The sequence below is a fragment of the Pedobacter chinensis genome, from assembly GCF_003339865.1.
GTDB classification, from domain to species: domain Bacteria; phylum Bacteroidota; class Bacteroidia; order Sphingobacteriales; family Sphingobacteriaceae; genus Pedobacter; species Pedobacter chinensis.
Window position 1 is genome coordinate 65,048 of the sequence record NZ_QPKV01000013.1, and the last position, 25,513, is coordinate 90,560.

A 25,513-nucleotide genomic window follows, 5' to 3' on the forward strand; every position below is an offset into this window, starting at 1 on the left:
AAGTCAGTTCATTGGCTATTGGATAACTATTCCCAAATATTATGACAGATAGTGCAAAAAGATTTTCTCAGAACCCAATTTTATCGCCAAAAGATTTAATTCCAAGCAGACCCGGATTGGAGATCGCATGTTTATTAAATCCCGGAGTTTTTACATTTCAAAATAAAACCTGGTTGCTGATTCGCGTAGCTGAAAGACCACAACAAAAAGAGGGGATTATATCGTTTCCGGTTTTAAAAGGGGATGGAATTGAAATTATTGAGATTAAAGAGAATGATCCCGGTTTAGTGGCTGATGATCCACGGGTAATTAATTATAAAGGTGCCGATTACCTAACCACACTTTCACATTTACGTTTGGTTTGTAGTGATGATGGCATCAGTTTTTACCAACCTGAAGGTTACCCTTTGTTACAGGGAGAGGGCCCCGATGAGGCTTTTGGCATAGAAGATTGCCGTGTAGCTTTCATTGAAGACACTTATTACCTAACCTTTACCGCTGTTTCTGAACATGGTGTAGGTGTTGGTATGAGGACGACCAAAGATTGGAAAACATTCGGGAAACATGGAATGATTATTCCTCCGCACAACAAAGATTGTGCGCTGTTTGAAGAGAAAATAAATGGTAAATTTTATGCACTTCATCGTCCAAGCAGTGTCGATTTAGGTGGTAATTATATCTGGCTTGCTGAATCACCTGATGGCATTCATTGGGGAAATCATAAATGCATCATTAAAACCCGGAAAAATAATTGGGATAGCAAAAGGGTTGGAGCAGGGGCAGCACCGATTAAAACCGATAAAGGCTGGTTGGAAATTTATCATGGTGCCAATGCCGAACATCAATACTGTTTGGGCGCATTTTTAATGGATTTGAATGATCCATCGAAAGTGATTGCACAAACTGATGAACCCATTATGCAACCAATCGCTGAATATGAAATGTGCGGTTTTTTTGGTCAGGTTGTTTTTACAAACGGGCATACCCTTAATAACGATGAACTAACCCTTTATTATGGTGCCGCAGATGAGTTTGTATGCGGTGCTAAATTCTCTGTTCAAGATATTTTATCGCAATTAAAATATAACCATGCTGAATAAACTAAAATCAGAAATTACGCACTTCAAAAATCAGTCGTATAATTTCAGGGTACTTACCCTAACCAACTTAATTTACAGTATTGTACTCCCTGTAATTGATATTTTTGTTGCAGCCTATGTTATGCGCAGCTCGAACGATCCGGTTAAAGTGGTTATTTATCAACTAACCATCTATACAGGAATTCCCATTACTTTTTTTCTGAACGGATATTTACTGAGTAAGTTCTCCATTAAAACCTTATACTCTTTAGGAATGATGCTAAGCGGTGTTTCCATGATGGTGATGATGTCGCTTACCACACTTGATAATACGGGAATAGGCATAGCCGGATTAATTATGGGAATGTCATTTGGCTTTTATTGGGCAAACAGAGATTTTCTGGCGCTTGCGATTACTAATGATGAAAACAGAAACTATTATTATGGATTGGAGACATTTTTTTATACCATCATCGCTGTTGTAATACCGGTGCTGATTGGCTGGTTTATTGAATTTAATGCAATCAGCGGCAGCGCTCATTTGGCTTATAAAATAGTAACCGGAATGGTTTTCGTTATTACAATTCTGGCATCTGTTATGTGCTATAGGGGTAACTTTCAAAACCCTACTGAAAAAAAGTTCGTTTACTTCAGGTTTGATCCATATTGGTACAAATTATTGCGTTTGGCAACTTTGAAGGGGTTGGTACAAGGCTTTTTAGTTACTGCTCCGGCAATGTTAATCATGCTTTTGGTTGGTAAAGAGGGCGCATTAGGTACTGCTCAATCAATCGGTGCCATCATTGCAGCAGTGGCCATGTACATTATCGGCCGAAATACTTCGCCTAAACATCGTTTATATGTGTTCGGTGCAGGATTGGTGCTGTTTGCGATTGCGGCAATCATCAACGGGATTTTATACAGCAGCTTAGGTGTAATCCTTTTTATGCTATTTTTATTGCTGGCAAAACCTCTTTTGGATTTAGCATATTTTCCGATTCAATTCAGTGTGATTGATATTCTGACCAAAAAAGAAAAGAGAAGCGAATTTGCTTATATTTTAAATCATGAGGCCGGATTATATGTGGGGCGTTTAACTGGTGCAGGTACTTTTTTAATTTTGGCCTATTGTTTTTCTGTCGAGATCGCCTTGCGTTATGCAATCATTATCGTGGCGATTTTACAACTCGCTTCATATTGGGTGGCCAAGGGAATTATTAAACAAGGCAAAATAGAAAACATAGATGAGGCACCAATTTTAAGCAACGAAGAACCTGGTGTGGTTGCACCTATTTGATGACAGAAACTTAAGAAAATAATCAGGGTGCTGGTCATTCTGAATACAATGAAAACCTGCAAAGCAAGCATGAACACAATTGAAAAAATGGCAGCCAGAGATTATAGGTTAAGGATTCTTAATGTGCATTAATGAATGATTATTCTGGCGATAAAATCGCCAATTTCATGTGTCCTCCTTACAAACGACGACAATAAAGTGCATAGTGCCCAGTAACTAAAAATGTGCTTACATGATAGCTTTGAGCGCAACAGAAGGATTTTAAAATGAAAAATATTCTCGATCTCCAGGGATCGAATATGCAAAATTAAACCAGATTCTATGAAATTTAACTTTAAAATACTTTTCGCATTTACGCTAATATTAAACCATGGCATTTCCCAAGCCCAGGTAAAGCAAATTAAGCTGAGCAGAGTAGAGGAAATGGCTAATTTGCCGCAGCCCCTAAAAATTATCGACTGGAAATTGATGGCTCAAAACTTCGATAAAACCATTTATGATTTTAATGCCAAGGGCGATTACTGGCCAATGGTTTGGATAGATAGCACCAGGAAAAACTTCGATCAGCCCGTAGTGGGAATTTACACCGCTGTTGGTGATGTTAGGCAGGGCAAGAATAACAAAGGAATGTTTCATGAGGCATTAGCCAATATGGGGGCCGTGATGGGCGCAAGTTTAATTGGCATTGATAAGAGCAAACAAAATGGCCTGAACTATGCGGGCATGCTAAAGAATTATTTCAATCGTGATACCAAATGGAATATCATGATGAATAACACCGCTCCTGAAGTGGCGCTTTTGGGTGGCGGTTATGGCAGAGATTGGTGGTATGATGTTTATCCGAATGTTTTGTTTTATGCAATTTACGAGCAATATCCTCACGAGAAAGATTTTGATTGGATTGCCAAAAGCATTGCTGAAAAGTTTTATCAGGCCGATTCTATTTTAAAGGGCGACTATAACTATTCTTATTTTGATTATGCACAAATGAAGCCAATGAAAAACCAGATTTGCGCACAACAGGATGCGGCAGCCGGACATGCCTGGGTTTTATATGCTGCTTACAAAAAATTTGGCGATCAACGTTACCTAAAAGGAGCAATCAGTGCGATGACAGCTTTGGAAAGTAATAAGATCAACCCAACTTATGAACTGCTTATGCCCTTTGGTGCCTACCTGGCGGCAAGAATGAATGTAGAGCAAGGTACAAAATTCGATGTGCAAAAATTGTTGGGTTGGACATTTGATGGTACTGCGGTTTGTCGCGAAGGGTGGGGTGTTTTAACCGGTAAATGGAACGGTTATGATATTTCTGGTGTTGTAGGCAGTACGGTAGATCATGGTGGATATGGATTTTTAATGAATACTTTCGATGCGGCATGGCCATTGGTCCCAACCGTACGTTATGACCCTGCTTATGCGAATGCGATTGGCAAGTGGATGTTGAATGCGGTAAATGCATCTCGTTTTTTCTATCCACAATACATGCCTGCCGACCGCCAAACCATTCCTCAGTTTGCTGCGGTTACTAAAGGAGTTATAGCCTATGAAGGCTTCGCTAAAACTTCTACGTTTGATACACTTTATATGGATAAAAAAGGACCCGTTGCTCAGGGTGATGGACCAAAATGGGTGCCGGGAGAAAATCCTGAGGTTTCTCAATTTAGTGTTTATGGTAGTGGACACGTTGGAATATTCGGTGCAATTGTAGAAAAAACCAATGTAGAAGGTATATTGAAACTGGATGTTTTAGCCACTGATTTTTACAGGAATAAGGCTTATCCAACGTATCTGTTGTATAATCCTTATCAGCAAAATAAAACCATTAATTATAAAGTTAAAGGCGCTAAGAAAGTTGACCTTTATGATGCAGTGGCTCAAAAATTTATTGCCAAAAATGTTTCCGTTAAAAGAAATGTCATTGTCACTGGCAATCAATCGGTTTTAATTGTTGAAGTTCCTGCCGGAAGTAAACTGGTTACTGCTAACAAGAAATTACTGGCTAATGGAATTGTGATCGATTATATGAAAAAATAGGTTTCTAGTTATGCTCACAAATTAGTGAAGGCACTGCCAATTGGTGGTGCTTTTTTATTCTTTTCTTGAAATTATATGGGCTGAGATGGCTTTTCAGTTCCGGCCATTTTCATAACAAAACATTAAAGATGTGTGAGATCAGACTAACGAAGTTGCCCCATTCACAATGCGGAAACTTCGTCAGTCAGCATTAGCGCAGAACGATGAAGGATCAGTCCCCGCAAGGACGGCGAGAGTAGAAAAGATAAACTTGAAAAATAAAGAATTAACCTCTTAACCTGAATTCCTTTAGGTTTGCAAAAGGACAATTCCTCAAAGACAGTAAGAATGAAATAATGAGAATCCGTATATAAAAAAAGCGTCCCGATTTTAAATCGGGACGCTTTGGCAAGTTGGATTTTACCTTAAACCCTCAACCTTCATACCTTCTACCTTAATTTAGTATCCAAATATTTGTTCCAAATTTAATTTAGTTACCGTGCCGTACTTAGCTAAATCTTCAAGGTTAATTTTCTTTTCTGAAGCCACAACACAATAGTTGTAAGGTTTGCCAGAAATATTACCGCTATGGAAAGATTTTACATCAGCAAAAGTTAATGGTTTTAAAGCTGCATATTCATCAATTCTCGAATCGTGATCGAAACCTAATTTTTTATCAGCCAAATAAGAATAGATAATGCCATCTTTAGTGATTCTTGACGTTTCTATACCATTTAATGAATTGCTTTTAGAGAGATCAAATGATTTATCAGATTCAGGTAATACGGTCAATAACTCATTCATTCCTGCAACGGCTTCATTCATTTTATCTGCCTGGGTACCCACATAAGCAATCATTGTATTTTCCTTTTCCTTGCTGTTTGGAGAAGAATATACAGCGAATGTAGAGTAGGCCAGCGCTTTAGATTCGCGAATGGTTTGGAATACGATTGATCCCATGCCACCACCAAAATAATTATTGAATAAACCAATTTTTGCAGCGTTTGACGGATCATATAAACCAGCATTACGTACCCAGCGGATTTCTGCCTGAACCATATCATAATCAGCAAAGTAAACTTTGTTTGAATCGGTTGTGGTATAAACAAATTTCTTCATTGGAGCAGCAGGTGTGAACTCTTTTCCTAAGGCGTGAACCTTGGCAATATCTGCAGAAAATGCAGCTAAAGTTTTTGGCCCATAATACGTGATGGTGTGTTTGTAATTGGTTAGGTTATGTAAAAGATAAATCAAATCAGCAGATTTCATGTTTTTGATTTCATCATTGGTTAATCCATAATTGAATGGATTATCTGAACCATATTGCGCATAACTCATCAAGCCACCTAAAATAGATGCCTTATTCAACTTAGCGTTTTCTCTCGATTTTAATAAACGGCCTTTTAAATCTTCTAAAGCTTTTTCATTTGGTTTGCAGTTAGCTAAAACATCTTCTAAAAGCACTACCGCTTTATCAAAGTTTTCTTGTAAGCCATTCAATGAAACGGTGGTTATCTCAGTCCCAACATTAATGCTATAACTGCAGGCAAGGTTGTAAAAGGCTTTACTGATATCTTCTGCTGAATATTTATCAGTGCTTAAGAAAGCTAAATATTGAGATGCATAAGGTAATAATTTGTAGTTATATGAACCCATGTCAAAACGATAACTCATACGGAAAATTCCGTTTTCAGTATTTTGAACGGTGATCACATCTGCAATGCCTGCCTTACCAAAATTAAGATCTTTGGTATAATCTAAAAATTTAGGCGCAATTGGTTTTACAGGAGCGCTTATGATGTTTTTAGTGAAAGGAGAAACTTCATTAGCATTGGTTTTAACGGCCGTAATGGCTGGTTTTTCTACCTTGATAATGCTTTTATCTTCGCCTTTGTGTTTAAAGATAGATACGTAGTTGTTAATGAAAAATTGATTTGCAAAATCTACAATCTCTTTTTTAGTAATCTTGGCCATCGCATCAGTAGAAGCCAATGTTTTATCCCATTCAGTACCGCGGTTTTGAATAAATGCAGTCATTGTGGCGTTTGCACGAACATCATTGTTATCATAACCTTGTAGCTCAGCCAATTTAATATTAGCTATTGTTGCTTTAATTAAGCTTTCATCAAATTCTCCTTTTTTAAGTAATTCTACCTGATCTAACAATAACTTTTGAGCTTCCTCAAGGCTTTGCCCTGCTTTAGGCGAACCAGTTAAAATGAAAATACCGTAATCTTTCATCTGGTTGTAGCCGGCACCAGCTCTCAGCATTTTTTGCTGTTTATTAATGTTGATATCCATTAAGCCCGCTTTTCCATTTGCAAGAATGCTGCTGATCAAATCAAGTAATAAACTTTGGCGGCTGTTTTGAGCATAACCGCGATAAGCTACGTAAAGGCTTTCTGCACTTGGCCCGTAAATATCAACTTTCTGAACCTGAGTAAGTGGTTTTTCAGGTGCCGGATTATAAAGTGATAATGGTTTAGAAACCATGTATGAGAAGTTTTTATCAATTTTTTTGATTAAATCATCATAGTTGATATCGCCAGACATGATTAATGCCATGTTATTAGGCACATAATATTTGTTATAATACTTTCTGATTTCAACTAATGATGGGTTTTTCAAATGTTCGATAGTACCAATGGTAGTTTGCTGTCCGTAATTATGAGTAGGGAATAATGCATTTAGCATTTTCTCATACATTTTGCGGCCATCATTATCCATGCCGATGTTTTTTTCTTCATATACAGCTTCTAATTCGGTGTGGAAAATACGGAAAACAGGTGCACGGAAACGCTCAGCCTGAAGAGTTAAAAATTTATCAATTGCGTTTGAAGGAAGATCTTCTTCATAAACAGTTTCTTCAACCGATGTATGTGCGTTTGTAGAACCACTTCCAATCGATTTCATCATCTTATCGTATTCATTGGCGATGGAATATTCAGATGCTTCGCCAGAAACTTTATCAATTTCTTTATAAATTTCTTTACGTTTGGCCGGATCGGTAGTTTTGTTATAGGTCTCGTAAAGGGCCTCTATTTTATCCAATAAAGGTTTTTCTTTAGCATAGTTTAATGTACCAAACTTATCAGTACCCTTAAATAAAAGGTGTTCTAAATAGTGAGCTAAACCAGTATTGGTTCTTGGATCGGTATTACTACCAGCTCTCACGGCCATTTTATAGGTAATATTTGGTTCTTTGTTGTTCTGCGATAAAATTACAGTAAGCCCATTCTTTAATGTGTAAAAACGAGTTTTTGTGGGGTCGTTGGTAACATACTTATAAGTATAACCTCCAGACGATCCTGTTTTCCATTGATAAGTGGTTTGGGCTTTTACAAGCGAACCTGCAACGAGAAAACAAGCCAATGTAAATAGTTTGATTTTCATTTATTTGATTTTGATTTATGGTTATGATTGAAATATTGGCACTATGCACCAAATACAACATTCATGTAATAAGTTATTTACCCAAATATATATGCTTTAAGCTATCTAATGAAATGCTTTGGAAAATTTATAACTAATAAAATAGTAATAAATGATTTTAGCATATAAAATAATGCTTTATTGTGCCTTGATTTTATATTCTGTATTTTTACCAGCATGACAAAACATAATTCAAAACCGAATATTTTAGTTGTAAATGATGATGGGATTACGGCCACAGGAATTAAAAACTTAATGGAAGTAATGCAAGAAATAGGTAATGTGGTTGTTGTTGCACCAGATAGTCCACAGAGTGGGATGGGGCATGCCATTACTATTGGAAAACCCATTCGTTTTGATAAAATAGATCTTTATCCTGGTGTTGAAATGTACAAATGCAGCGGCACTCCGGTTGATTGTGTTAAGCTTGGCGTAAATAAAATTTTCAAGGGCAAAAAGCCAGATCTTTGCGTATCAGGAATCAATCATGGTTTAAATGATTCTATTAACGTATTGTATTCAGGAACCATGTCTGCCGCGGTGGAAGGGGCGATTGAAAAAATACCATCCATTGGATTCTCTTTAGATGATTTTGCTGCTGATGCAGATTTCAGTCATACTAAAAAATACATTAAAGAAATCTGTTTACAGGTTTTGGAAAACGGATTACCTGCCGGAACATTGCTGAATGTTAATTTTCCGAAAGGAGATAAATTAAGAGGGGTAAAGATTTGCAGGCAGGCCAATGCCAAATGGATGGAGGAATTTGAAGAACGTGTTGATCCATATAAACGCCCTTACTATTGGCTGACTGGTGTTTTTGAAAACTTCGATAAAGGAGAAGATACTGATGTGTGGGCTTTGGAACATCACTATGTTTCGGTTGTGCCGGTTCAGTTTGATTTGACTGCGCACCATGCTATTCAAACTTTAAACGGATGGAATTTTGATCATCAGGCTGATTCAGGATTAAAAGGAAAAAACACCATTTCTGCACCTGACGGAATCAACCTGGGCTAATCTCTCAGAAATGAACGATAATTTAAGGAAATTAAATAATTCTGTTTGGATTGGGTTGGGAATCGGATTAATGGTGCCCGCAATTTTATGTTCAATTGCCTGGTATGTTATTCATCATGTTGCGTCATTAGCAAAGGCTGATTTACTATATATAGGTGGTATCGCCGTTAATGCTTATACCATGCAATATTTTTTTAAGTATAATAAAGAAAACATTGGTAGAGGCATTTTAGCAGCCACATTTCTCTGTGCCTTTATTTTCTTTGCTTATAAAGTTTTTTAAGATAAAAAGTGAAAACCAAGCATGTCTTGATACTTGATACTCAATACTTGATACTAAAAATATGAAATACTACCTCGTGGCAGGAGAAGCATCCGGCGATTTACATGGTGCAAATTTGATGAAAGCATTGAAGCTGGAAGATAACGAAGCGGTGTTCCGTTATTTTGGTGGTGATAAAATGCAGGCAGAAGGAGGCGAGTTAGTTAAACATTACGTTGATATGGCCTTTATGGGCTTTACTGAGGTACTTTTAAACTTGCGGACAATTTTTAAAAATTTAAAAAAGTGTAAGGAAGATGTTTTACACTGGCAACCAGATGTTTTAATCTTAATTGATTTTCCAGGTTTCAATTTAAAGATCGCTGAATTCGCTAAAGCCAATAACATAAAAGTTTGTTATTATATTTCTCCAAAAGTTTGGGCATGGAATCAAAAACGGGTGCTTAAAATTAAGCGGGTTGTTGACAGGATGTTTTGCATTCTCCCTTTTGAGGTAGATTTTTACAAAGAATGGGGAATGGACGTTGATTATGTCGGGAATCCTTTGTTGGATGAGCAGGCAAAATTCTCTCCTGATGCCGGATTTTTAGAGAAAAATCAACTTAGCCATCAAAAAATCATTGCCCTGTTACCCGGAAGCAGAAAGCAGGAAATAGAACGATTATTGCCCGTAATGTTAAGCATTACCGGGAATTTTCCGGATTATCAGTTCGCCATTGCAGCTGCGCCAACTTTTGATGAAAACTATTATCATCAGTTTACCGGTAATAAAAAGGTTAGTCTTTTATTTGACAATACTTATAACTTGTTATACCATGCTCATGCTGCCATTGTGGCTTCGGGTACAGCTACTTTAGAAACTGCATTATTCAAAGTGCCGCAGGTTGTGGTTTATAGAGGTGGTGCAATCTCCATAACCATCGCCCGGATGTTGGTAAAGATTAAGTTTATATCGCTGGTCAATTTAATCGTTAACAAAAAAATTGTAACCGAACTCATTCAAGAGGATTGCAATACCCAAAAAGTGAATGATGAGCTTCAGTTCATAATCTCAGGAGAAGGGCGAAATGCCATGCTTAAAAATTATGATGATCTGCTGAAGCTGATGGGTAAACCAGGGGCATCTGAGAAAACAGCGAGGCTTATTTTTTCCTATTTCAAAAGTCATAAATCAAAGGATCATTAGAACGACATTAGAACTTCAAACGCACTGACATAGCCTTTGTTTATATTCTGTCATATAATCAGACAGAATTTAGTAAAACGTTTTTGTAACGTCTTTTTTACTAATAAAACGATTTAGTAACATTTAACTTTTTTATTATTGACCAATCATTTACTAATTAAACTAACCTAATCAAATACTGACCATGCATTTCCATGCCTAACGGAAATCACAGTAGCTAATCCCTTAAAACCTATTCAATCTTCAACATATAACAAAATAACTGATGAAAATTAATTTACTTAAACTTACTGGCCTCTCCGCAATTGTTTTGTCGAGTTTGCCAGCGTTTTCGGAAAATTCAGATCAAAAAGATCTCAAAAACCTTCTTGAATTTGAAATCCCTTGGCAGCAAGCCAGTGTTAGACAGACCATAACCGGTAAGGTAGTAGATGAACAAAATCTTCCCGTACCAGGTGTAGGTGTTAAAAACGTTACTTCTGGACAATCAACGGTTACTGATGCCAATGGTCAGTTCAAAATTGAGGCAAACGCAAACGAAATTCTTCAATTTACTTATGTGGGTTATCAAACTCAGAATGTAACTTTAGGAAACCAAACCAGCTTAAATATAAAACTTGCTGTTTCATCAGATACCAAGCTTGATGATGTGGTTGTAGTTGGTTATGGTACCCGTAGCCAAAGAGAATTAACATCGGCTATTGCCAAAGTTGATACTGCAGCCTTTAGACAGAGTGGTGCACGAAATGCACTCGACTTATTACAAGGTAAAGTTGCTGGTTTACAAATTACAAGAAGTAGTTCTAACCCGAACTCAGGCGTTGCCATCCAGCTTCGTGGAGTAACATCTATTTCTGGTACATCAAGTCCGTTAATTGTTATTGATGGTATTCCAGGTGGTAATCTGGATTTATTGCAACAAGATGATATCGAATCTTTCACTGTACTGAAAGATGGATCGGCTGCTGCAATATATGGTACCAGGGCCAATGCTGGGGTTATTCTGGTAACTACAAAAAAAGGCCGTAAAGGTGCTACACAGTTTAACTATAATGGCTATGTAAAGCACGAAACCTTGTATGAGCGACCTGACTTTATGAACGCAAGCCAGTTTAGAGAGAAAATAAAAAATGGACAGTACACTGCTCAGGATTACGGAGGTGATTACGACTATTTTTATGATATTATCAATAAAAATAACTTAACCAACTATCAAAATTTATCTATTTCAGGCGGTAGTGATCAATCAAACTATCGCGGTTCATTTACTTATAATAAATTTGATGGTTTTGCTAAAGAAAATAGCAGAGAGCAATATCAGTTTAGAATGAGTTTAACGCAAAAAGGCTTCAAAGATAAAGTAACTGCAATATTTAACGTTGCTTCGAATATAAACAATGCTAACCTGTTAGGTGGCGGAGGCTGGGAAAATGTGTTAACGAAAAACCCAACAGAATCATATTTCAATCCTGACGGATCATATCTATTCACACGGAATATTACCAATGAAGTTGCTCGTTTAGCGCAAGAAACAAGTAAAAGAAACCAGCAAACATATTCTGTCGACGGTAAAATCGATATTGATATATTGAAAGACTTGAAAGGTTCTGCATTTGTAGCCTACCAAAGAAATCAATTTGTTGACAATCAATATCGTTTATTAGGAAGTCAAAACTCTGTAGAAAATGGTGATGCACCTGGTGGTGGATATGCTTATAAAGGAACGGAATTAAACCAAAATTTTAATTTTGAGCCAACCATTGAGTATAGCAAAACCATCAAAGAAAAACATCGTTTAACTGGAATGATCGGATATTCGTATCGATATGAAGTCAACGAATCATTCAGTGCAAACAACCGTGGCTACACAAACGATATTTTTGAGGAGAACAATTTAGGTAGTGTGCCTGTTGCCATAAATAGAATTGGTATAGCCAGTAATAAAAATGATAACACCTTAATTGCATTATTCGGTCGTGTGCATTACACATTTGATGGCAAAGTTAACTTTGAAGCTGTATTAAGGAGAGAGGGGTCTTCCAGATTTGGAGTGAACAATAAATGGGCAAGTTTTCCGGCTGTTTCTGCATCGTGGGAAATTACACGAGAGAAGTTTATGGAAAATACAAAATGGCTTAACTTCTTAAAAATCAGAGCAGGTTATGGTGAAACCGGTAACTCTGGGTTCGCCAATTACGCGTCATTAGTAACATTGGGAACAGGAAATCTTTATCCCTTCCCTGGAAATCAATGGTTGCAAACTTATGGGCCTTCACGTAATCCAAATCCTGACTTAAGGTGGGAACGTAAACGTGAGTACAATTTAGGTTTAGACTTTGCTATGTTCAACAATAAATTGAGTGGATCTATTGATGTGTTCAAACGTAACATCGTTGATTTACTTGATACTTATACCTCTCCTCAACCGCCATTTGTTCAGAGCTCTATCTATACCAACGTTGGAACCATTTCTGCGAAAGGTTTAGAATTAACACTAAATTATGAAGCAATAAAAAACAAAGATTTCAGCTGGAATATTGACTTTGCAGGAAGTACAATTGATAATAAGTTAGAGACTTATTCTAATGATGTTTACAAGCGAGATATGAGAGACTTTGGAGGCATTGGTGGAGCGGGTGCACTTGGTAATGCGTTTCGTACTTATGAAGGCCGCAATATTGGAGAGTTTTGGGGTAAACGTTTCGCTGGCTTTACAGCAGATGGTAAATGGCTGTTTTATAATCGTGCGGGAGAAGCTGTACCAAATGCTCAAATCAATACTTCTCCTTTCCGTGATCAAACAGATTTTCAGCTATTGGGAAATGCAATTCCTAAATATTATCTATCTCTTGGAAATACTTTTACCTACAAACAATTTGATTTAAGAATTTTCTTAAGAAGTAAATTGGATTTTGATGTGCTAAACACTTTAGCCTTATCTTATGGAAACAAATTTGGAACGCAAGGGAACTTATTAAATAATGCCTTTACCAAATATGCTGAAATTAATGACACTTACATGTATTCTGATTACTATTTGGAAAGCGGAAGTTTCTTAAAAGTTGATGAGATAACTTTAGGTTACACATTTAAATTTAAAGATAAAGCTTTCAGAAGTCTACGTGTTTATGCTGTCGGTCAAAACCTGGCATTGTTAACTAAATACAGTGGAAATGACCCGGATTTAATTCAAGATACTGGTTTAGGACAAGAAATTAATGGCCGTAGCTTAGGGATTGATACCAGAAGTCCTTACCCTACAACCAGACAATTTGTTTTCGGTGTTAATTTTGGATTTTAAAATTTAAGAAAAATGAAAAATTTAAAAAAAATCATATTGTCTGCACTTATTGCATTACCTCTTTTATTTAATGGGTGTACCAAGTTAGACGAAAATATCTATAGCCAATTGGTTACAGATAACTATTATAACAATAAAAATGAAGTATTATCTGCGGTGTTGAGACCTTATACGCATGCAAATGCTTGGGCAACACCGTCAGGTCAGGATGGGTGGTGGAGGCCATCAGAGCTTTCTGGCGACCAATTGGCGTGGCCAACAAAAGGGCGACATGGAGAAGATGGTGGTAAGTGGAAACGTTTACATTACCATACCTGGCTGGTGGATGATGGTCCATTAAACAATGCCTGGTCATTAATGTTTGGTGGAGTTGGATTTTGTAATGACCCAATTGAAAATCTAGAGAAGCGTAGCTTATCGCAAATGGGTATAACACAGGTAGAAAAAGACGCTTATATCGCAGAATTAAAGCTTTTGAGGGCATATCACTATCTTAAGCTAATGGATCTTTTCGGTAATATTCCTGTGGTAACACAAGTGGGCATACCTGCGAAGCCCGAAACTAGGCCACGTGCAGAAGTTTTCGCTTTTATCGAAAAAGAAATTAAAGATAATATTGATAAGGCCCCTAAACTATCAAGAAATATGATTGGCCGCATGTCGCAAGCAGGCGGTTATGCCATGTTGGTTGAACTGTATCTAAATGCTGAAGTTTGGACAGGCACTGCTCGTTGGGACGATTGCATCGCTGCTGCAGATAAATTAATTAATAATGAAGCAGGCGGACAAAATGGTGCAATGTCTCTTGATCCAAACATTACTGATCAGTTCAAAAGTACAAATGACTTATCAAAAGAAGTGATTTTCGCAATAGCATATGAGTTTAGAGTAGCTAATTCACAACCGTCATGGACGGGTGAGTTCTTCCATTTCCAGCAAGACCGAATTTACGGAGGATCCAGAAATGGAAATAATGGAGTTGTAATGGTGCCAGGTAATTATACTAAATATAGTGACGATGATTTGAGGAAGTCTACTTGGTTGTTGCAAGGGCCTCAAGTAAGATTCGACAACGGACAGCCTGCACTTGCCTCTGGAGGTAATGAGTATGATGGTCAACAGATTAATTTTGTTGATGAAATTCGTCGTGCTAAAGTGAACTCAACTGTATCAAACATGAGCGAGGGCGAAGAAAATAGTGGTATTCGCTTTAATAAATATAAATTAGGGAATAATATTGCTGGTATCGTAAACGGAAATCCTGTTGCAATAGATCCCAACTACAATTGTAACGATTGGAATTTATATCGCTTAACCTGGATTTATTTTGCAAAGGCAGAAGCCCTAATGCGTAAAAATGGCGGAACAGCTACTGCAGAAGCAGTACAGTTGGTTAACGATTGTAAAAAACGTGCATTTTCTGATGCTAATTGGCCTGCAAATCAATACACCACGGCGAATTTAACACTTGATGAGTTGTTGAATGAAAGGGGGAGAGAGTTTGTATTTGAAGGTTTCAGACGTGATGACCTCATTCGTTTTGGGAAATTTCATACCGCAAGCTGGTGGGACCATACCCCATCTGCTTCTTTCAGACAGTTATTCCCTATTCCATTAATCCAAAGAACATTAAACGAAAATCTGGCTCAAAACCCAGGTTACTAATCAAAAGCAAGAAAGGCACTAAAATAGTGCCTTTCTTGCTTTTGATTAAACTATAATAAACTGTTATTAATATTTTACAAATAACAGTGACTAAATCGATTAATATTTAAAAATTATTATGATTATCCTTTATATTAGCAAAAAATCGAACCTGTAGGTTTAACGCTGATTTGAAACCATCAATAATTTGAAACGCTAATTAATGAAAACTCTTTCTATAAAAGATATTGCTGTAAAAGCAGGTGTATCAATCACAACAGTTTCCTTTATTATAAACGGTAAAGCAAAAGATAAATCAATTAGCGAAGCTGTAATAAAAAAGGTAGAAAAGATCATTAAAGAAAGTGGTTATAAACCCAATCAAATTGCGAGAAGTTTAAGAACAGGGCATTCAAATATCATAGGCTTAATTATTGAGGATATTTCCAACTCTTTTTTCTCACGTATTGCAAGATTAATTGAAGATAAAGCTTATAAGAAAGGCTACAAAATCATTTACTCAAGTACCGAGAATAGCGTAGATAAAGCAAAAGAGCTTATCAATATGTTCAAATCAAGAAAAGTAGACGGCTATATCATTTCTCCGATTAAAGGCATTGAAGAGGATATCCAGGTTTTATTAACAGATAACAAACCGGTAATTTTGTTTGATAGAAATTTATCGGATATAGATACTAATTATGTTGGTAGCGATCATTTCAAAGCCTCCTATCAATCCATTGAAAGCTTTATAAAAAAAGGGAAAAAAAATATTGCATTGGTTACAACAGATATTGATGTAGAGCAGATTGTAGAGCGACTGGATGGATATAAACAAGCTTTGATCGATAACAACATTCCTTACCATGATGATTTAGTGGTTAAAATTCATTTCAACCAGGATGAGAACGAAACCATTGAACAAATGAAATCTCTGTTTCGCTCAAAAGAAATTGATGCCGTTTTATTTGCAACAAACTATTTGGCCATTAGTGGCCTCAAAGCTTTAAAACAGATAAACAAAACGATAGGGGAGGATTTTGCGGTTATCGCGTACGACGATCATGAAGTTTTTGAGCTTCATACGCCAAGCATCTCTGCCGTACAACAGCCATTAGAAGAAATCGCCGAAACTGTTATTCAATTAATATTGAGTCAGTTATCTTCTAAAAGTAAGCTCGAAAATCAACAGGTTATTATTTCCTCCAAATTGATAGAAAGATAATATTTCTTTATTGTAACGCAAATATTGCGGTACATCCCTTTATTTATGGCTTTTTATTTTCTAATATTGAATTAGTAAAACGTTTTACTTTAAAATCGCTTTTTAATACAATTAATCAGAATTGATAAATCATATTATTAATACAAATTAAAATTGCTTTTTGATATTGAATTAGTAAATCGTTTTATTTATTTAATATAGCCAAATAACTAATTATGAGAACCCTTTATTTACTGATGCTGTGTGCATTTTTTAGCCTTCGCTCACTCGGGCAAGATAAAGCGCCTGCCTACCCTTTAATTACACATGATAGCTATTTTAGCATTTGGTCTTTCGGCGATGGACTTAATAACACCATTACCAAACACTGGACAGGTAAGGAGCATGCGCTAACAGGCATTATCAAAGTAGATAATCAGTTTTATCGTTTTTTGGGTGCTGACAGCAAAAGTTATAAAACGCTTTTAGCGGCTGCCGATGAATTAAATTATCAGGCAAGTTATACAACAAAGCAACCAGAAGAAGGTTGGTATACATTTGCTTTTAATGATGGAGAATGGAAAAAAGGGAATGCTCCTTTTGGCGATGACAAGCAAGCTAAAACCAGGTGGAATACTAATGAAATCTTTTATCGTAGAAAATTTTCGATCGCTCAAACATCAACAGCAAAAAAATATTTAAAGCTCAACCACGATGATAATGTTATCGTTTACCTGAATGGTAAAACGATTTATAAAAAGGAAGACTGGGTGCACGAGTATATATATATTCCCATTGAAGATGGTATTTTAAAAACAGGCGAAAATATTTTAGCTATTGATTGTAAAAACACTGCTGGTGGCAGACATTTAGATGCAGGCATTGTCGAAGAAATTCCTCAGGACATAAAAGTTTTAAATGCCGCACAAACCAATGTAACAGTAGAAGCAACCAGTACAACTTATACTTTTACATGCGGTGGGGTAAATTTAAAAGTGACCTTTACTTCTCCATTGTTACTAAATGATATCAATTTAACCGCAAGACCAATCAGCTACATCAGTTATGCTGTAAAATCCAATAATGCCAAAGCCCATAATGTAGATGTTTATTTTAGCGCATCATCAAACATTGCAGTTAACACACCAAACCAGGCTGTCTCTGCCTGGAAAAGCAAAAAGGAGAATCTTGCTATTTTAAAAGCAGGCACTGTGGAACAACCGGTTTTAGAGAAAAAAGGTGATGATGTGCGCATCGATTGGGGATACCTGTATATCGCTATTCCTGATCAATTTAAGCCTGTTCAATTTATTGGAACAGATAAGGAAAGTTTAAATGCTTTTATTAAATCAAAATATCCGGTACAAAATCAGTTTCAAAATTTAAAATCTTTAGCGCTGAGCAGTGTGATTTCTTTTGGGTCCATTTCATCTGCTGAAGTAGAAAAATATGTGATGCTAGGATACGATGATATTAAGTCTGTTGAATATTTTGGTGAAAAATTGTCGCCTGTCTGGAGAAAAAATGGTGGTCAAAGTTTCGAAAGCCAGTTGGTAAATGCGAGTAACGAATACGTTTCTTTAAAATCGAAATGCATCGCCTTTAATGCTCGGTTATATGCAGATGCAAAAAAGGCTGGTGGAGAAGAATATGCAAACTTGTGTAAGTTGGCTTATAGACAGGCAATTGCTGCTCATAAAATTGTTTACGCACCAAATGGAGATATCCTATTTCTATCTAAAGAAAACTTTAGTAACGGATCAATCAATACCGTTGATGTAACTTATCCTTCGGCTCCACAATTTCTGGTTTACAACCCTGAACTGTTAAAGGGAATGCTGAATGGCATTTTTTATTATTCTGAAAGTGGTAAATGGAAAAAGCCTTTTGCAGCTCATGATCTGGGAACTTATCCTTTGGCAAATGGTCAAACCTACGGAGAAGACATGCCGGTAGAGGAAGCAGGTAATATGATCATTTTGACAGCCGCTATAACGAAAGCTGAGGGAAATGCTAAATATGCGGAGAAACATTGGGAGGTAATGTCTGTTTGGGCAGACTATTTATTAAAAGAAGGTTTTGACCCGGCTAATCAGCTATGTACTGATGATTTTGCTGGTCATCTGGCGAGAAATGCAAACCTATCTGTAAAAGCAATTGTGGCATTGGGTGCTTATGCTCAGATGGCACAACAATTAGGCAAGGCAGATGTTGCTTCAAAATACAGAAATGCTGCTTCAGACATGGCCAAAAAGTGGCAGGAACTTGCTGATGCAGGCGATCATTTTGCTTTAACCTTTAACAATAAAAATACCTGGAGCCAGAAATATAACCTGGTTTGGGACAAATTATTGAAACTTGACCTTTTCCCTGCAGAAGTTTATAAAAAGGAAATTAATTTCTATTTGACCAAACAGAATGATTTCGGATTACCACTTGATAGTCGTAAAACCTACACCAAATCTGATTGGATTATCTGGACGGCAACCCTTGCTGATAATCAGGCAGACTTTCAAAACTTTATAAAACCTGTTTACCGGTTTGCAACTGAAACGGTAAGCAAGGTTCCCTTAAGCGATTGGCATGAAACTACCAACGGAAAAATGGTTGGTTTTCAAGCCCGAAGTGTTGTAGGCGGCTATTTTATAAAAATGCTCGCTGATAAATGGAATATTAAATAATACCTGATAACAATGAAAATTAAACAAAAAACAAATTAATAAGATAACTAACCAAGTACAAAACCAACCATTATGAACAAAAAATTTACTAGGCTCATCAAGCAATCGCTTATGACAAAGGACAACGTCTGTAAACTGGGCGCACTATCTTTGGCACTTGGATTAACATTTAATGCATCGGCGGGTGCAATAAATATTAATACTTCGCCAATGGCTAAAAAAGAATTAAAATACCCTTTGGCCGACATTGTAATCCGAGGTGTCGTGAAGGATGAAACCGGCGCTGGGATCCCAGGAGCAAGTGTTAAAGTAAAAGGATCTTTAGCGGTTGCAGCCACTGATGTGAATGGTGCATTTAGCATTAGTGTGCCATCAGAATCATCAGTGTTAATTATTTCTTATGTGGGTTATGAATCTAAAGAAGTAACTGTTGGAAATCAAAAAAATATTTCTATTCAATTGGTTCCGAGTTCAAATGCGCTGGAAGAAGTTGCTGTTGTGGGATTCGGCACACAACGTAAAGTTTCTTTGATTGGTGCACAATCGACAATCAATGCAAAGGAGTTAAAACAACCAGTGGCGAGTGTAACCCAATCATTAGCAGGTAGAATTGCTGGTGTGGTTGGTGTACAAAGAAGCGGTGAACCAGGAAGAAGCACTGCTGATATCTGGATTCGTGGTATTGCTACCTTTGGAGGCGGTAGTAGCGCACCGTTGGTTTTAGTAGATGGAGTAGAACGTTCCATTACCGCAATAGATCCTGAGGATATTGAATCGTTCACAGTTTTGAAAGATGCATCTGGTACTGCTGTATATGGTGTTAGAGGTGCAAATGGTGTAATCATCGTAAAAACCAAAACAGGTAAAGTAGGTAAACCATCAATCTTCTTCGATTATAATGAGGGTATCAGTACCTTTGTCAGACATCCGGAATCTTTAGATGGTGTGAACTATATGAACCTCGCAAATGAGGCATTAACAGGAAGAGGCCAGGCTGCAAAGTATTCACAAGACTATATTAATAGAACTACATCAGGTGCCGACCCCTTGGTTTATCCTAATGTAAACTGGATGAGCGAATTATTCGATAAATACAGTAGTACCCGCAGAGCAAATTTAAATGCAAGTGGTGGTGTAGATAATGCTCAATATTATGTTTCGCTAGCTTATTATAATGAAGGCGGTTTCTTAAAAACAGATGATTTAGCACAATATAATTCAGCCTTAAATTATTCACGTTACAACTTTACGAGTAACTTAAACTTAAAACTAACCAATACTACTAAATTGGATTTAGGTATCCAAGGTTATGCTTCTACAGGCAATTATCCTGGCGAAAATACTGAAGATATTTTCCGCTCTGCATTGGATGTATCACCGGTTGAGTATCCTGTTATGTATCCGGGAGGTTTTATCCCAGGTCGTTCATCAAATGGTGGTTTTAGAAATCCTTATGCAGATTTAACAAGAAGAGGTTACCGTACTGAATTTAAAAATCAGCTGTATACCAACTTGAGATTGACTCAGGATTTGAAAATGGTTACCGAAGGTTTAACCGCAACTGCAATGGTTGCCTTCGATGCTTATAACGAGAACTTTATCAGAAGATCAAAAAGAGAAAGCACATACTTTATTAGAGACATTAATAATCCTTACAAAGCTGATGGTTCTTTAGATTTATTTCAATCATTTACCAGCGGTGGTAACTATTTAAGTTTCGAGCCATCAAGAGGTGGTAATAGAAAATTTTATACTGAAGCCGCAGTTAATTATGATAGGGCTTTTGGAAAGCACCGTGTTGGTGGTTTAATTTTGGCCTATACCCAAGATTACACCAACCCATTCGCTGGCGATTTCACTGCGTCAATTCCTGAAAGATTTATTGGAGTTGCTGCTCGGGGTACTTACTCATACGATGACCGCTACTTTGCAGAGGCCAACTTTGGTTATAATGGATCGGAATTATTTTCTCCTAATAACAGATATGGTTCTTTTCCGGCTTTTGGCATTGGATGGATTCCATCAAATGAAAAATTTTGGGAATCAATGAAAAATACCATTTCTTTTTTAAAGTTCAGGTATTCTGATGGTATTACTGGTATTGGTAAAATCTCTGATGCTAATTTAGTAGGTAGAAGGTTTGCTTATTTAACACTGGTTTCAGATGGTGCAGCAGGTTATCAATTCGGTAAAAATTACGATAATGGAATAAGTGGAATCAATGTGACTGATTATGGTGTTGATGTTGTTTGGGCTGAATCCCGTAAGCAGGATTTAGGCATGGAGATCAGAACTTTGAAAGATAATTTATACCTAATTGTTGATTTATTTAAAGAACAACGTACTGGTATCTTTTTCCAGCGTCAATCTATTCCTGGATATGTAGGTTTAACCAATCAGCCTTATGGTAATTTAGGCGAGGTGGATAATCGAGGTATCGATGCCACCTTAGAGTATAACTTCAAGGTAGGTCAGGTAGATTTTGGTATCAGGGGTACATTTACTTATAACAAAGATAAAATTTTAAAAGATGATCGTCCGGCCCAACCTTATCCATGGATGAACCGCATAGGAACTAACGTATTATCGAGATTCGGTTATGTAGCTGAAAAGCTTTATGATACACAAGAAGAAATTAATGCCAGCGCTGCACCAGGTTCTAAAAGTAATTTAAGGCCAGGTGATATCAAATACAAAGATTTAAACGGTGATGGTTTAATTAACGATTACGATAAAGCTCAAATTGGTAGGGGTGATGTTCCTAACAAAGTTTATGGTTTCGGTTTAAACGTATCATATAAAGGTTTTGCCCTGGCAACTTTCTTTCAAGGTGCGCACGGTGCTGATATAATGCTTGGTGGTTCAGGGATATTTCCGTTCAACGGTGGTGGCGGTTTAAGTAATGCTTATGATATCGCTGTTGATCGTTGGACACCTTCAAACCCTAATCAAAATGCATTCTATCCACGCTTAGCTTATGGTGAGGCAGATAATACGAACAATACTTTAGAAAGTTCATGGTGGGTTAAAGATGTAAATTTCCTGCGTTTGAAATCTGCTCAGTTAAGCTACAATCTTCCGACGAAATTTGCTGAGAAAATTTATCTTAAAAATGCAGCGATTTATTTAATCGGAAATAACCTATTAACATTTAGCGATTGGAAACTTTGGGACCCGGAGCTTAATACTAATAGTGGCGGCAGAGCCAATGGCGCTAAATACCCAATTACCAGAACTTTATCATTAGGTATTAATGTTAAATTTTAAGAATTAGAAATCATGAAAAAATATATATTTGTTGCATTTGTAGCTTGCTTAACCCTTGCTACGTCTTGTAAAAAAGGTTTTCTGGATCAAGTACCTAATGATAGGTTAACACTTGATGAAACCTTTACCAATCGTGCTACGGCAGAAAAATTTTTAGCTAATGTTTATAGTCTTATTCCTGATGAGTTTGGGCAAAGAGATCCGAATACCGGAAGAAGTGCAGGTGTTTGGACTGGCGCTGCCGACGAAGCAGAATTTGTGTGGGGATTTAACCAGGCCAACAACGTAAATATCGGTAGCTGGGATGCTAACTCGGGCTTTGTAAATGCGTATTGGAACAACTTTTACAGGGGTATTCGTTCGGCAAGTTTCTTCATGGCCAACATTGACAAAGTAACTCAGGATATCACACCTCAGTTAACCACTCAATATAAAAATGAAGCAAGGGCTTTAAGAGCAATTTATTATTTCTATTTGGTTCGTATTTATGGCCCGGTTGTTCTATTGGGTGAAAACGTAATTGAACCAGATGCACCAACAGAAAGTATTCATTTGCCTAGAAGTAGTTTTGATGAGTGTATTAACTACATTGCTGCTGAACTTCAAAGTGCGGCAGATAATTTGCCAGTTAACCCAATTAATGATGCAAATTATGGTAGAATCACTAAAGGGCAGGCTTTAGCTTACCGATTACAAGCTTATTTGTTGGCTGCAAGCCCGCTTTATAATGGTAATACCGATTTAGCTAACCTTAAAAACAAAGACGGAAAACAGCTGGTTAGCCAAACTTACGATGCTTCAAAATGGAAAAGAGCATCTGATGCTTACAAAGCTTACATTCAACAATTTGTTCCAGGTACTTATAGTTTGTTCAGAAAAAATAATTCTTCTGGTGTTTTCGACCCTTATTTATCTTGTCGTGATATCTTTTTAGATAAATTCAACAATGAAATTATCATGTCGAGATTAGATGCATCTATTGAAGGCAGACAATATGAAATGACACCCTATCATAGTGGAAAGGCATCTGAAGTGAGAGGTTCAGCTGGTTTAGGAGCAACTCAAAATCAAGTCGATGCTTTCTTTACCGCAAATGGTCGTAGTATTGATGATCCTGCCTCGGGCTATGTAAGCACTGGTTTTACTGATTACAAAGCACCGGGAAGTCCGATTGAAACCAATACTTACAATCAATGGGTTAATCGTGAACCACGTTTCTACGTAAATATCACCTACCATAACAGTGTTTGGCTAAATACTTCTTTTGGCAACGTCATTACAGAGTTTAATAACAACGGTAACTCAGGTAAAGCAACCGGAGGTAACGATTATACAGTTACAGGTTATGCAGTAAGAAAAGCAATGGGCCTGGGTAACTGGAGAGAGAGTAATCGTGCTTGTATCCTTTATCGCGTAGGTAATCTATTCCTGGATTATGTTGAGGCATTAAATGAATCAACTCCAGGTGATCCGGATATCCTGATTTATTTAAACCAAATCAGAGAAAGAGCTGGTATTCCACAATATGGTTCTGGCACGGGTCAAATTCCTGTTCCCGCAGATCAGGCTGCAATGAGAATTGCCATTAGAAAAGAACGTAGATCAGAACTTGCTTTTGAAAATGTAAGGTATTTTGATACCAGAAGATGGAAAATTGCTGAAACAACGGATAACGGGCCAATCTATGGCTTAAATATTACCCAAAATTTACCAGACTTTTTAACGGTGGTGCCTTTTGAAACAAGGGTGTTTACTAAAAGACATTATTTGTTTCCAATCCCGGCAAAAGACGTTAATTCTGATGATTTAATGGTGCAGAATCCAGGTTGGTAATTCATCTTTTGAATTCAAATAACTAAAATCAGGTGGTACTTACATTCATCTACTTATGTAAGTGCCATCCTGATAATTTTTAACCGTACGAACAATGTTTATGGAAAACATCCCAATACCCGCAAACCTGAAGATACTCAAGAGAATTGTTATGCCTTTAAGTTTAATCATAACGCTATTCATCAGTTCTTGCAGTAAAAAAGGAATTGAGGAACCCGCTCCAAAACCATCAGCATTTCCTCCTTCAACTACAACTTTTTCTGCAACAGATGCAACAATAGCATTCAATTCTTTTAACAATATTTATTACAGCCCTACTGATAAACTTTATTACAGCACAACCGAAAAGAAAGGTATTGCAGCCATTTGGACACAAGCGATTTACTGGGATATTGTAATGAATGCTTATGAACGAACCAAAGATCAGGCATATTATAAAATGATAACTGATATGTATGATGGGGGTGCAAAACGCTATGATAATTACAATTGGGATAACTCTGTAGAATGGTTTATTTATGATGACATGATGTGGTGGGTAATGTCACTTGCCCGTGCTTATGAAATCACAAAAAATCAGGTTTATTTAGATAAAGCTAAATCGGGCTTTACCAAAGTTTGGAATGGTTCTTATGATCCGGTAAAAGGAGGCATGTTCTGGGATTTTAAACACAGTGGTAAAAATGCCTGTATTAATTTTCCAACGGTAATTGCAGCCATGCGTTTGTATAACATTACTAAGGATGAATCTTATCTAACTAAAGCCAAAAGTATTTACACCTGGTCAAGAGAAAATCTTTTCGATATTTCAAAAGGCAGAGTTGCCGATCACAAGGTTGGAGATAACAACCCTGGTTTTGAAGATTATACCTACAATCAGGGTACTTTAATTGGTGCTGCAATTTTATTGTATAGAAACACCAATATACAAAGCTATTTAGATGATGCCAAACTTGCTGCAAACTATACAAAAAATACAATGAGCGATCCGAGTGGTATTTTGCCTGCTGAAGGAGACTGGAATGAACAAGGGGTTTTAAAAGCCATTTTTGCACAATATCTTGCTGATTTGGCTAAAGCTTATCCTGCCGGAGATTATGCTAAATGGGCAGTTTTCAATGCAAATACAGCTTGGGAAAATCGCGATTTCGGTCGCGGGACTATGCACAGAAATTACAAAGTTCCTTGTCCAACAGGAATTGTTCAATCATACGAATCGAGCAGCGCAGTTGCATTTATGCAATTATTCGCTCCAACTAATTAGATGTAG

14 protein-coding genes are annotated in these 25,513 nt (G+C 36.9%); 13 read left to right on the plus strand and 1 reads right to left on the minus strand.

The window, feature by feature from the left end; all coding sequences use genetic code 11:
• The first annotated feature begins 41 nt into the window (after positions 1-41).
• The 3 genes from DU508_RS21285 (at position 42) to DU508_RS21295 (ending at position 4,413) form a co-directional block, all read left to right on the plus strand.
• The gene (locus tag DU508_RS21285) at positions 42-1,100 is read left to right on the plus strand and encodes a glycoside hydrolase family 130 protein (RefSeq protein WP_115404680.1); all 1,059 of its coding nucleotides are present in this window, start codon (positions 42-44) and stop codon (positions 1,098-1,100) included.
• Positions 1,090-2,376, plus strand: a complete 1,287-nt coding sequence (locus DU508_RS21290; RefSeq protein WP_115404681.1) for an MFS transporter — start codon at positions 1,090-1,092, stop codon at positions 2,374-2,376. Before DU508_RS21285 ends, DU508_RS21290 begins: the two co-directional genes overlap by 11 nt.
• 321 nt (positions 2,377-2,697) lie before the next feature.
• Positions 2,698-4,413 (plus strand): hypothetical protein, encoded by a 1,716-nt coding sequence (locus tag DU508_RS21295; RefSeq protein ID WP_115404682.1) that lies wholly within the window; start codon positions 2,698-2,700, stop codon positions 4,411-4,413.
• A gap of 438 nt (positions 4,414-4,851) precedes the next feature.
• Here the strand turns inward: DU508_RS21295 and DU508_RS21300 are convergent, their stop codons facing one another.
• On the minus strand, positions 4,852-7,785 hold the full coding sequence (locus tag DU508_RS21300) for a M16 family metallopeptidase (protein ID WP_115404683.1): 2,934 nt from the start codon (positions 7,783-7,785) through the stop codon (positions 4,852-4,854).
• A 216-nt stretch (positions 7,786-8,001) separates the two neighbouring features.
• On the opposite strand from DU508_RS21300, the gene surE reads away from it, so the two are divergent.
• From surE to DU508_RS21350, 10 genes are all read left to right on the plus strand, one after another.
• On the plus strand, positions 8,002-8,844 hold the full coding sequence (surE, locus tag DU508_RS21305; protein ID WP_115404684.1) for a 5'/3'-nucleotidase SurE: 843 nt from the start codon (positions 8,002-8,004) through the stop codon (positions 8,842-8,844).
• 10 nt (positions 8,845-8,854) lie between these two features.
• Complete coding sequence (locus DU508_RS21310) at positions 8,855-9,127, plus strand: stationary phase survival protein SurE (protein ID WP_115404685.1); 273 nt, start codon at positions 8,855-8,857, stop codon at positions 9,125-9,127.
• A 61-nt stretch (positions 9,128-9,188) separates the two neighbouring features.
• Entirely contained in the window at positions 9,189-10,313 is a 1,125-nt protein-coding gene (lpxB, locus tag DU508_RS21315; RefSeq protein WP_115404686.1) for a lipid-A-disaccharide synthase, read from the plus strand.
• A 265-nt stretch (positions 10,314-10,578) separates the two neighbouring features.
• The gene (locus DU508_RS21320) at positions 10,579-13,614 is read left to right on the plus strand and encodes a SusC/RagA family TonB-linked outer membrane protein (protein ID WP_115404687.1); all 3,036 of its coding nucleotides are present in this window, start codon (positions 10,579-10,581) and stop codon (positions 13,612-13,614) included.
• Between the two features lie 12 nt (positions 13,615-13,626).
• Positions 13,627-15,279 carry a RagB/SusD family nutrient uptake outer membrane protein gene (locus DU508_RS21325; RefSeq protein ID WP_115404688.1) on the plus strand — a complete coding sequence of 551 codons (1,653 nt, stop codon included), beginning with the start codon at positions 13,627-13,629 and terminating at the stop codon, positions 15,277-15,279.
• 202 nt (positions 15,280-15,481) lie between these two features.
• On the plus strand, positions 15,482-16,483 hold the full coding sequence (locus DU508_RS21330) for a LacI family DNA-binding transcriptional regulator (RefSeq protein ID WP_115404689.1): 1,002 nt from the start codon (positions 15,482-15,484) through the stop codon (positions 16,481-16,483).
• A gap of 215 nt (positions 16,484-16,698) precedes the next feature.
• The gene (locus DU508_RS21335; protein WP_115404690.1) at positions 16,699-19,143 is read left to right on the plus strand and encodes a glutaminase family protein; all 2,445 of its coding nucleotides are present in this window, start codon (positions 16,699-16,701) and stop codon (positions 19,141-19,143) included.
• Between the two features lie 72 nt (positions 19,144-19,215).
• The gene (locus DU508_RS21340) at positions 19,216-22,410 is read left to right on the plus strand and encodes a SusC/RagA family TonB-linked outer membrane protein (protein ID WP_115404691.1); all 3,195 of its coding nucleotides are present in this window, start codon (positions 19,216-19,218) and stop codon (positions 22,408-22,410) included.
• A 12-nt stretch (positions 22,411-22,422) separates the two neighbouring features.
• Complete coding sequence (locus DU508_RS21345; RefSeq protein WP_115404692.1) at positions 22,423-24,243, plus strand: RagB/SusD family nutrient uptake outer membrane protein; 1,821 nt, start codon at positions 22,423-22,425, stop codon at positions 24,241-24,243.
• A gap of 100 nt (positions 24,244-24,343) precedes the next feature.
• Positions 24,344-25,507 (plus strand): glycoside hydrolase family 76 protein, encoded by a 1,164-nt coding sequence (locus DU508_RS21350; RefSeq protein ID WP_199562760.1) that lies wholly within the window; start codon positions 24,344-24,346, stop codon positions 25,505-25,507.
• Positions 25,508-25,513 lie beyond the last annotated feature (6 nt).

Coding starts and splice junctions, on each gene's coding strand:
- DU508_RS21320 (WP_115404687.1), top strand. CDS start 10,579: ATGAAAATTAATTTACTTAAACTTACTGGCCTCTCCGCAATTGTTTTG.
- DU508_RS21350 (WP_199562760.1), top strand. CDS start 24,344: ATGGAAAACATCCCAATACCCGCAAACCTGAAGATACTCAAGAGAATT.
- DU508_RS21330 (WP_115404689.1), top strand. CDS start 15,482: ATGAAAACTCTTTCTATAAAAGATATTGCTGTAAAAGCAGGTGTATCA.
- DU508_RS21335 (WP_115404690.1), top strand. CDS start 16,699: ATGAGAACCCTTTATTTACTGATGCTGTGTGCATTTTTTAGCCTTCGC.
- DU508_RS21285 (WP_115404680.1), top strand. CDS start 42: ATGACAGATAGTGCAAAAAGATTTTCTCAGAACCCAATTTTATCGCCA.
- DU508_RS21300 (WP_115404683.1), bottom strand. CDS start 7,785: ATGAAAATCAAACTATTTACATTGGCTTGTTTTCTCGTTGCAGGTTCG.
- surE (WP_115404684.1), top strand. CDS start 8,002: ATGACAAAACATAATTCAAAACCGAATATTTTAGTTGTAAATGATGAT.
- DU508_RS21325 (WP_115404688.1), top strand. CDS start 13,627: ATGAAAAATTTAAAAAAAATCATATTGTCTGCACTTATTGCATTACCT.
- lpxB (WP_115404686.1), top strand. CDS start 9,189: ATGAAATACTACCTCGTGGCAGGAGAAGCATCCGGCGATTTACATGGT.
- DU508_RS21290 (WP_115404681.1), top strand. CDS start 1,090: ATGCTGAATAAACTAAAATCAGAAATTACGCACTTCAAAAATCAGTCG.
- DU508_RS21295 (WP_115404682.1), top strand. CDS start 2,698: ATGAAATTTAACTTTAAAATACTTTTCGCATTTACGCTAATATTAAAC.
- DU508_RS21340 (WP_115404691.1), top strand. CDS start 19,216: ATGAACAAAAAATTTACTAGGCTCATCAAGCAATCGCTTATGACAAAG.
- DU508_RS21345 (WP_115404692.1), top strand. CDS start 22,423: ATGAAAAAATATATATTTGTTGCATTTGTAGCTTGCTTAACCCTTGCT.
- DU508_RS21310 (WP_115404685.1), top strand. CDS start 8,855: ATGAACGATAATTTAAGGAAATTAAATAATTCTGTTTGGATTGGGTTG.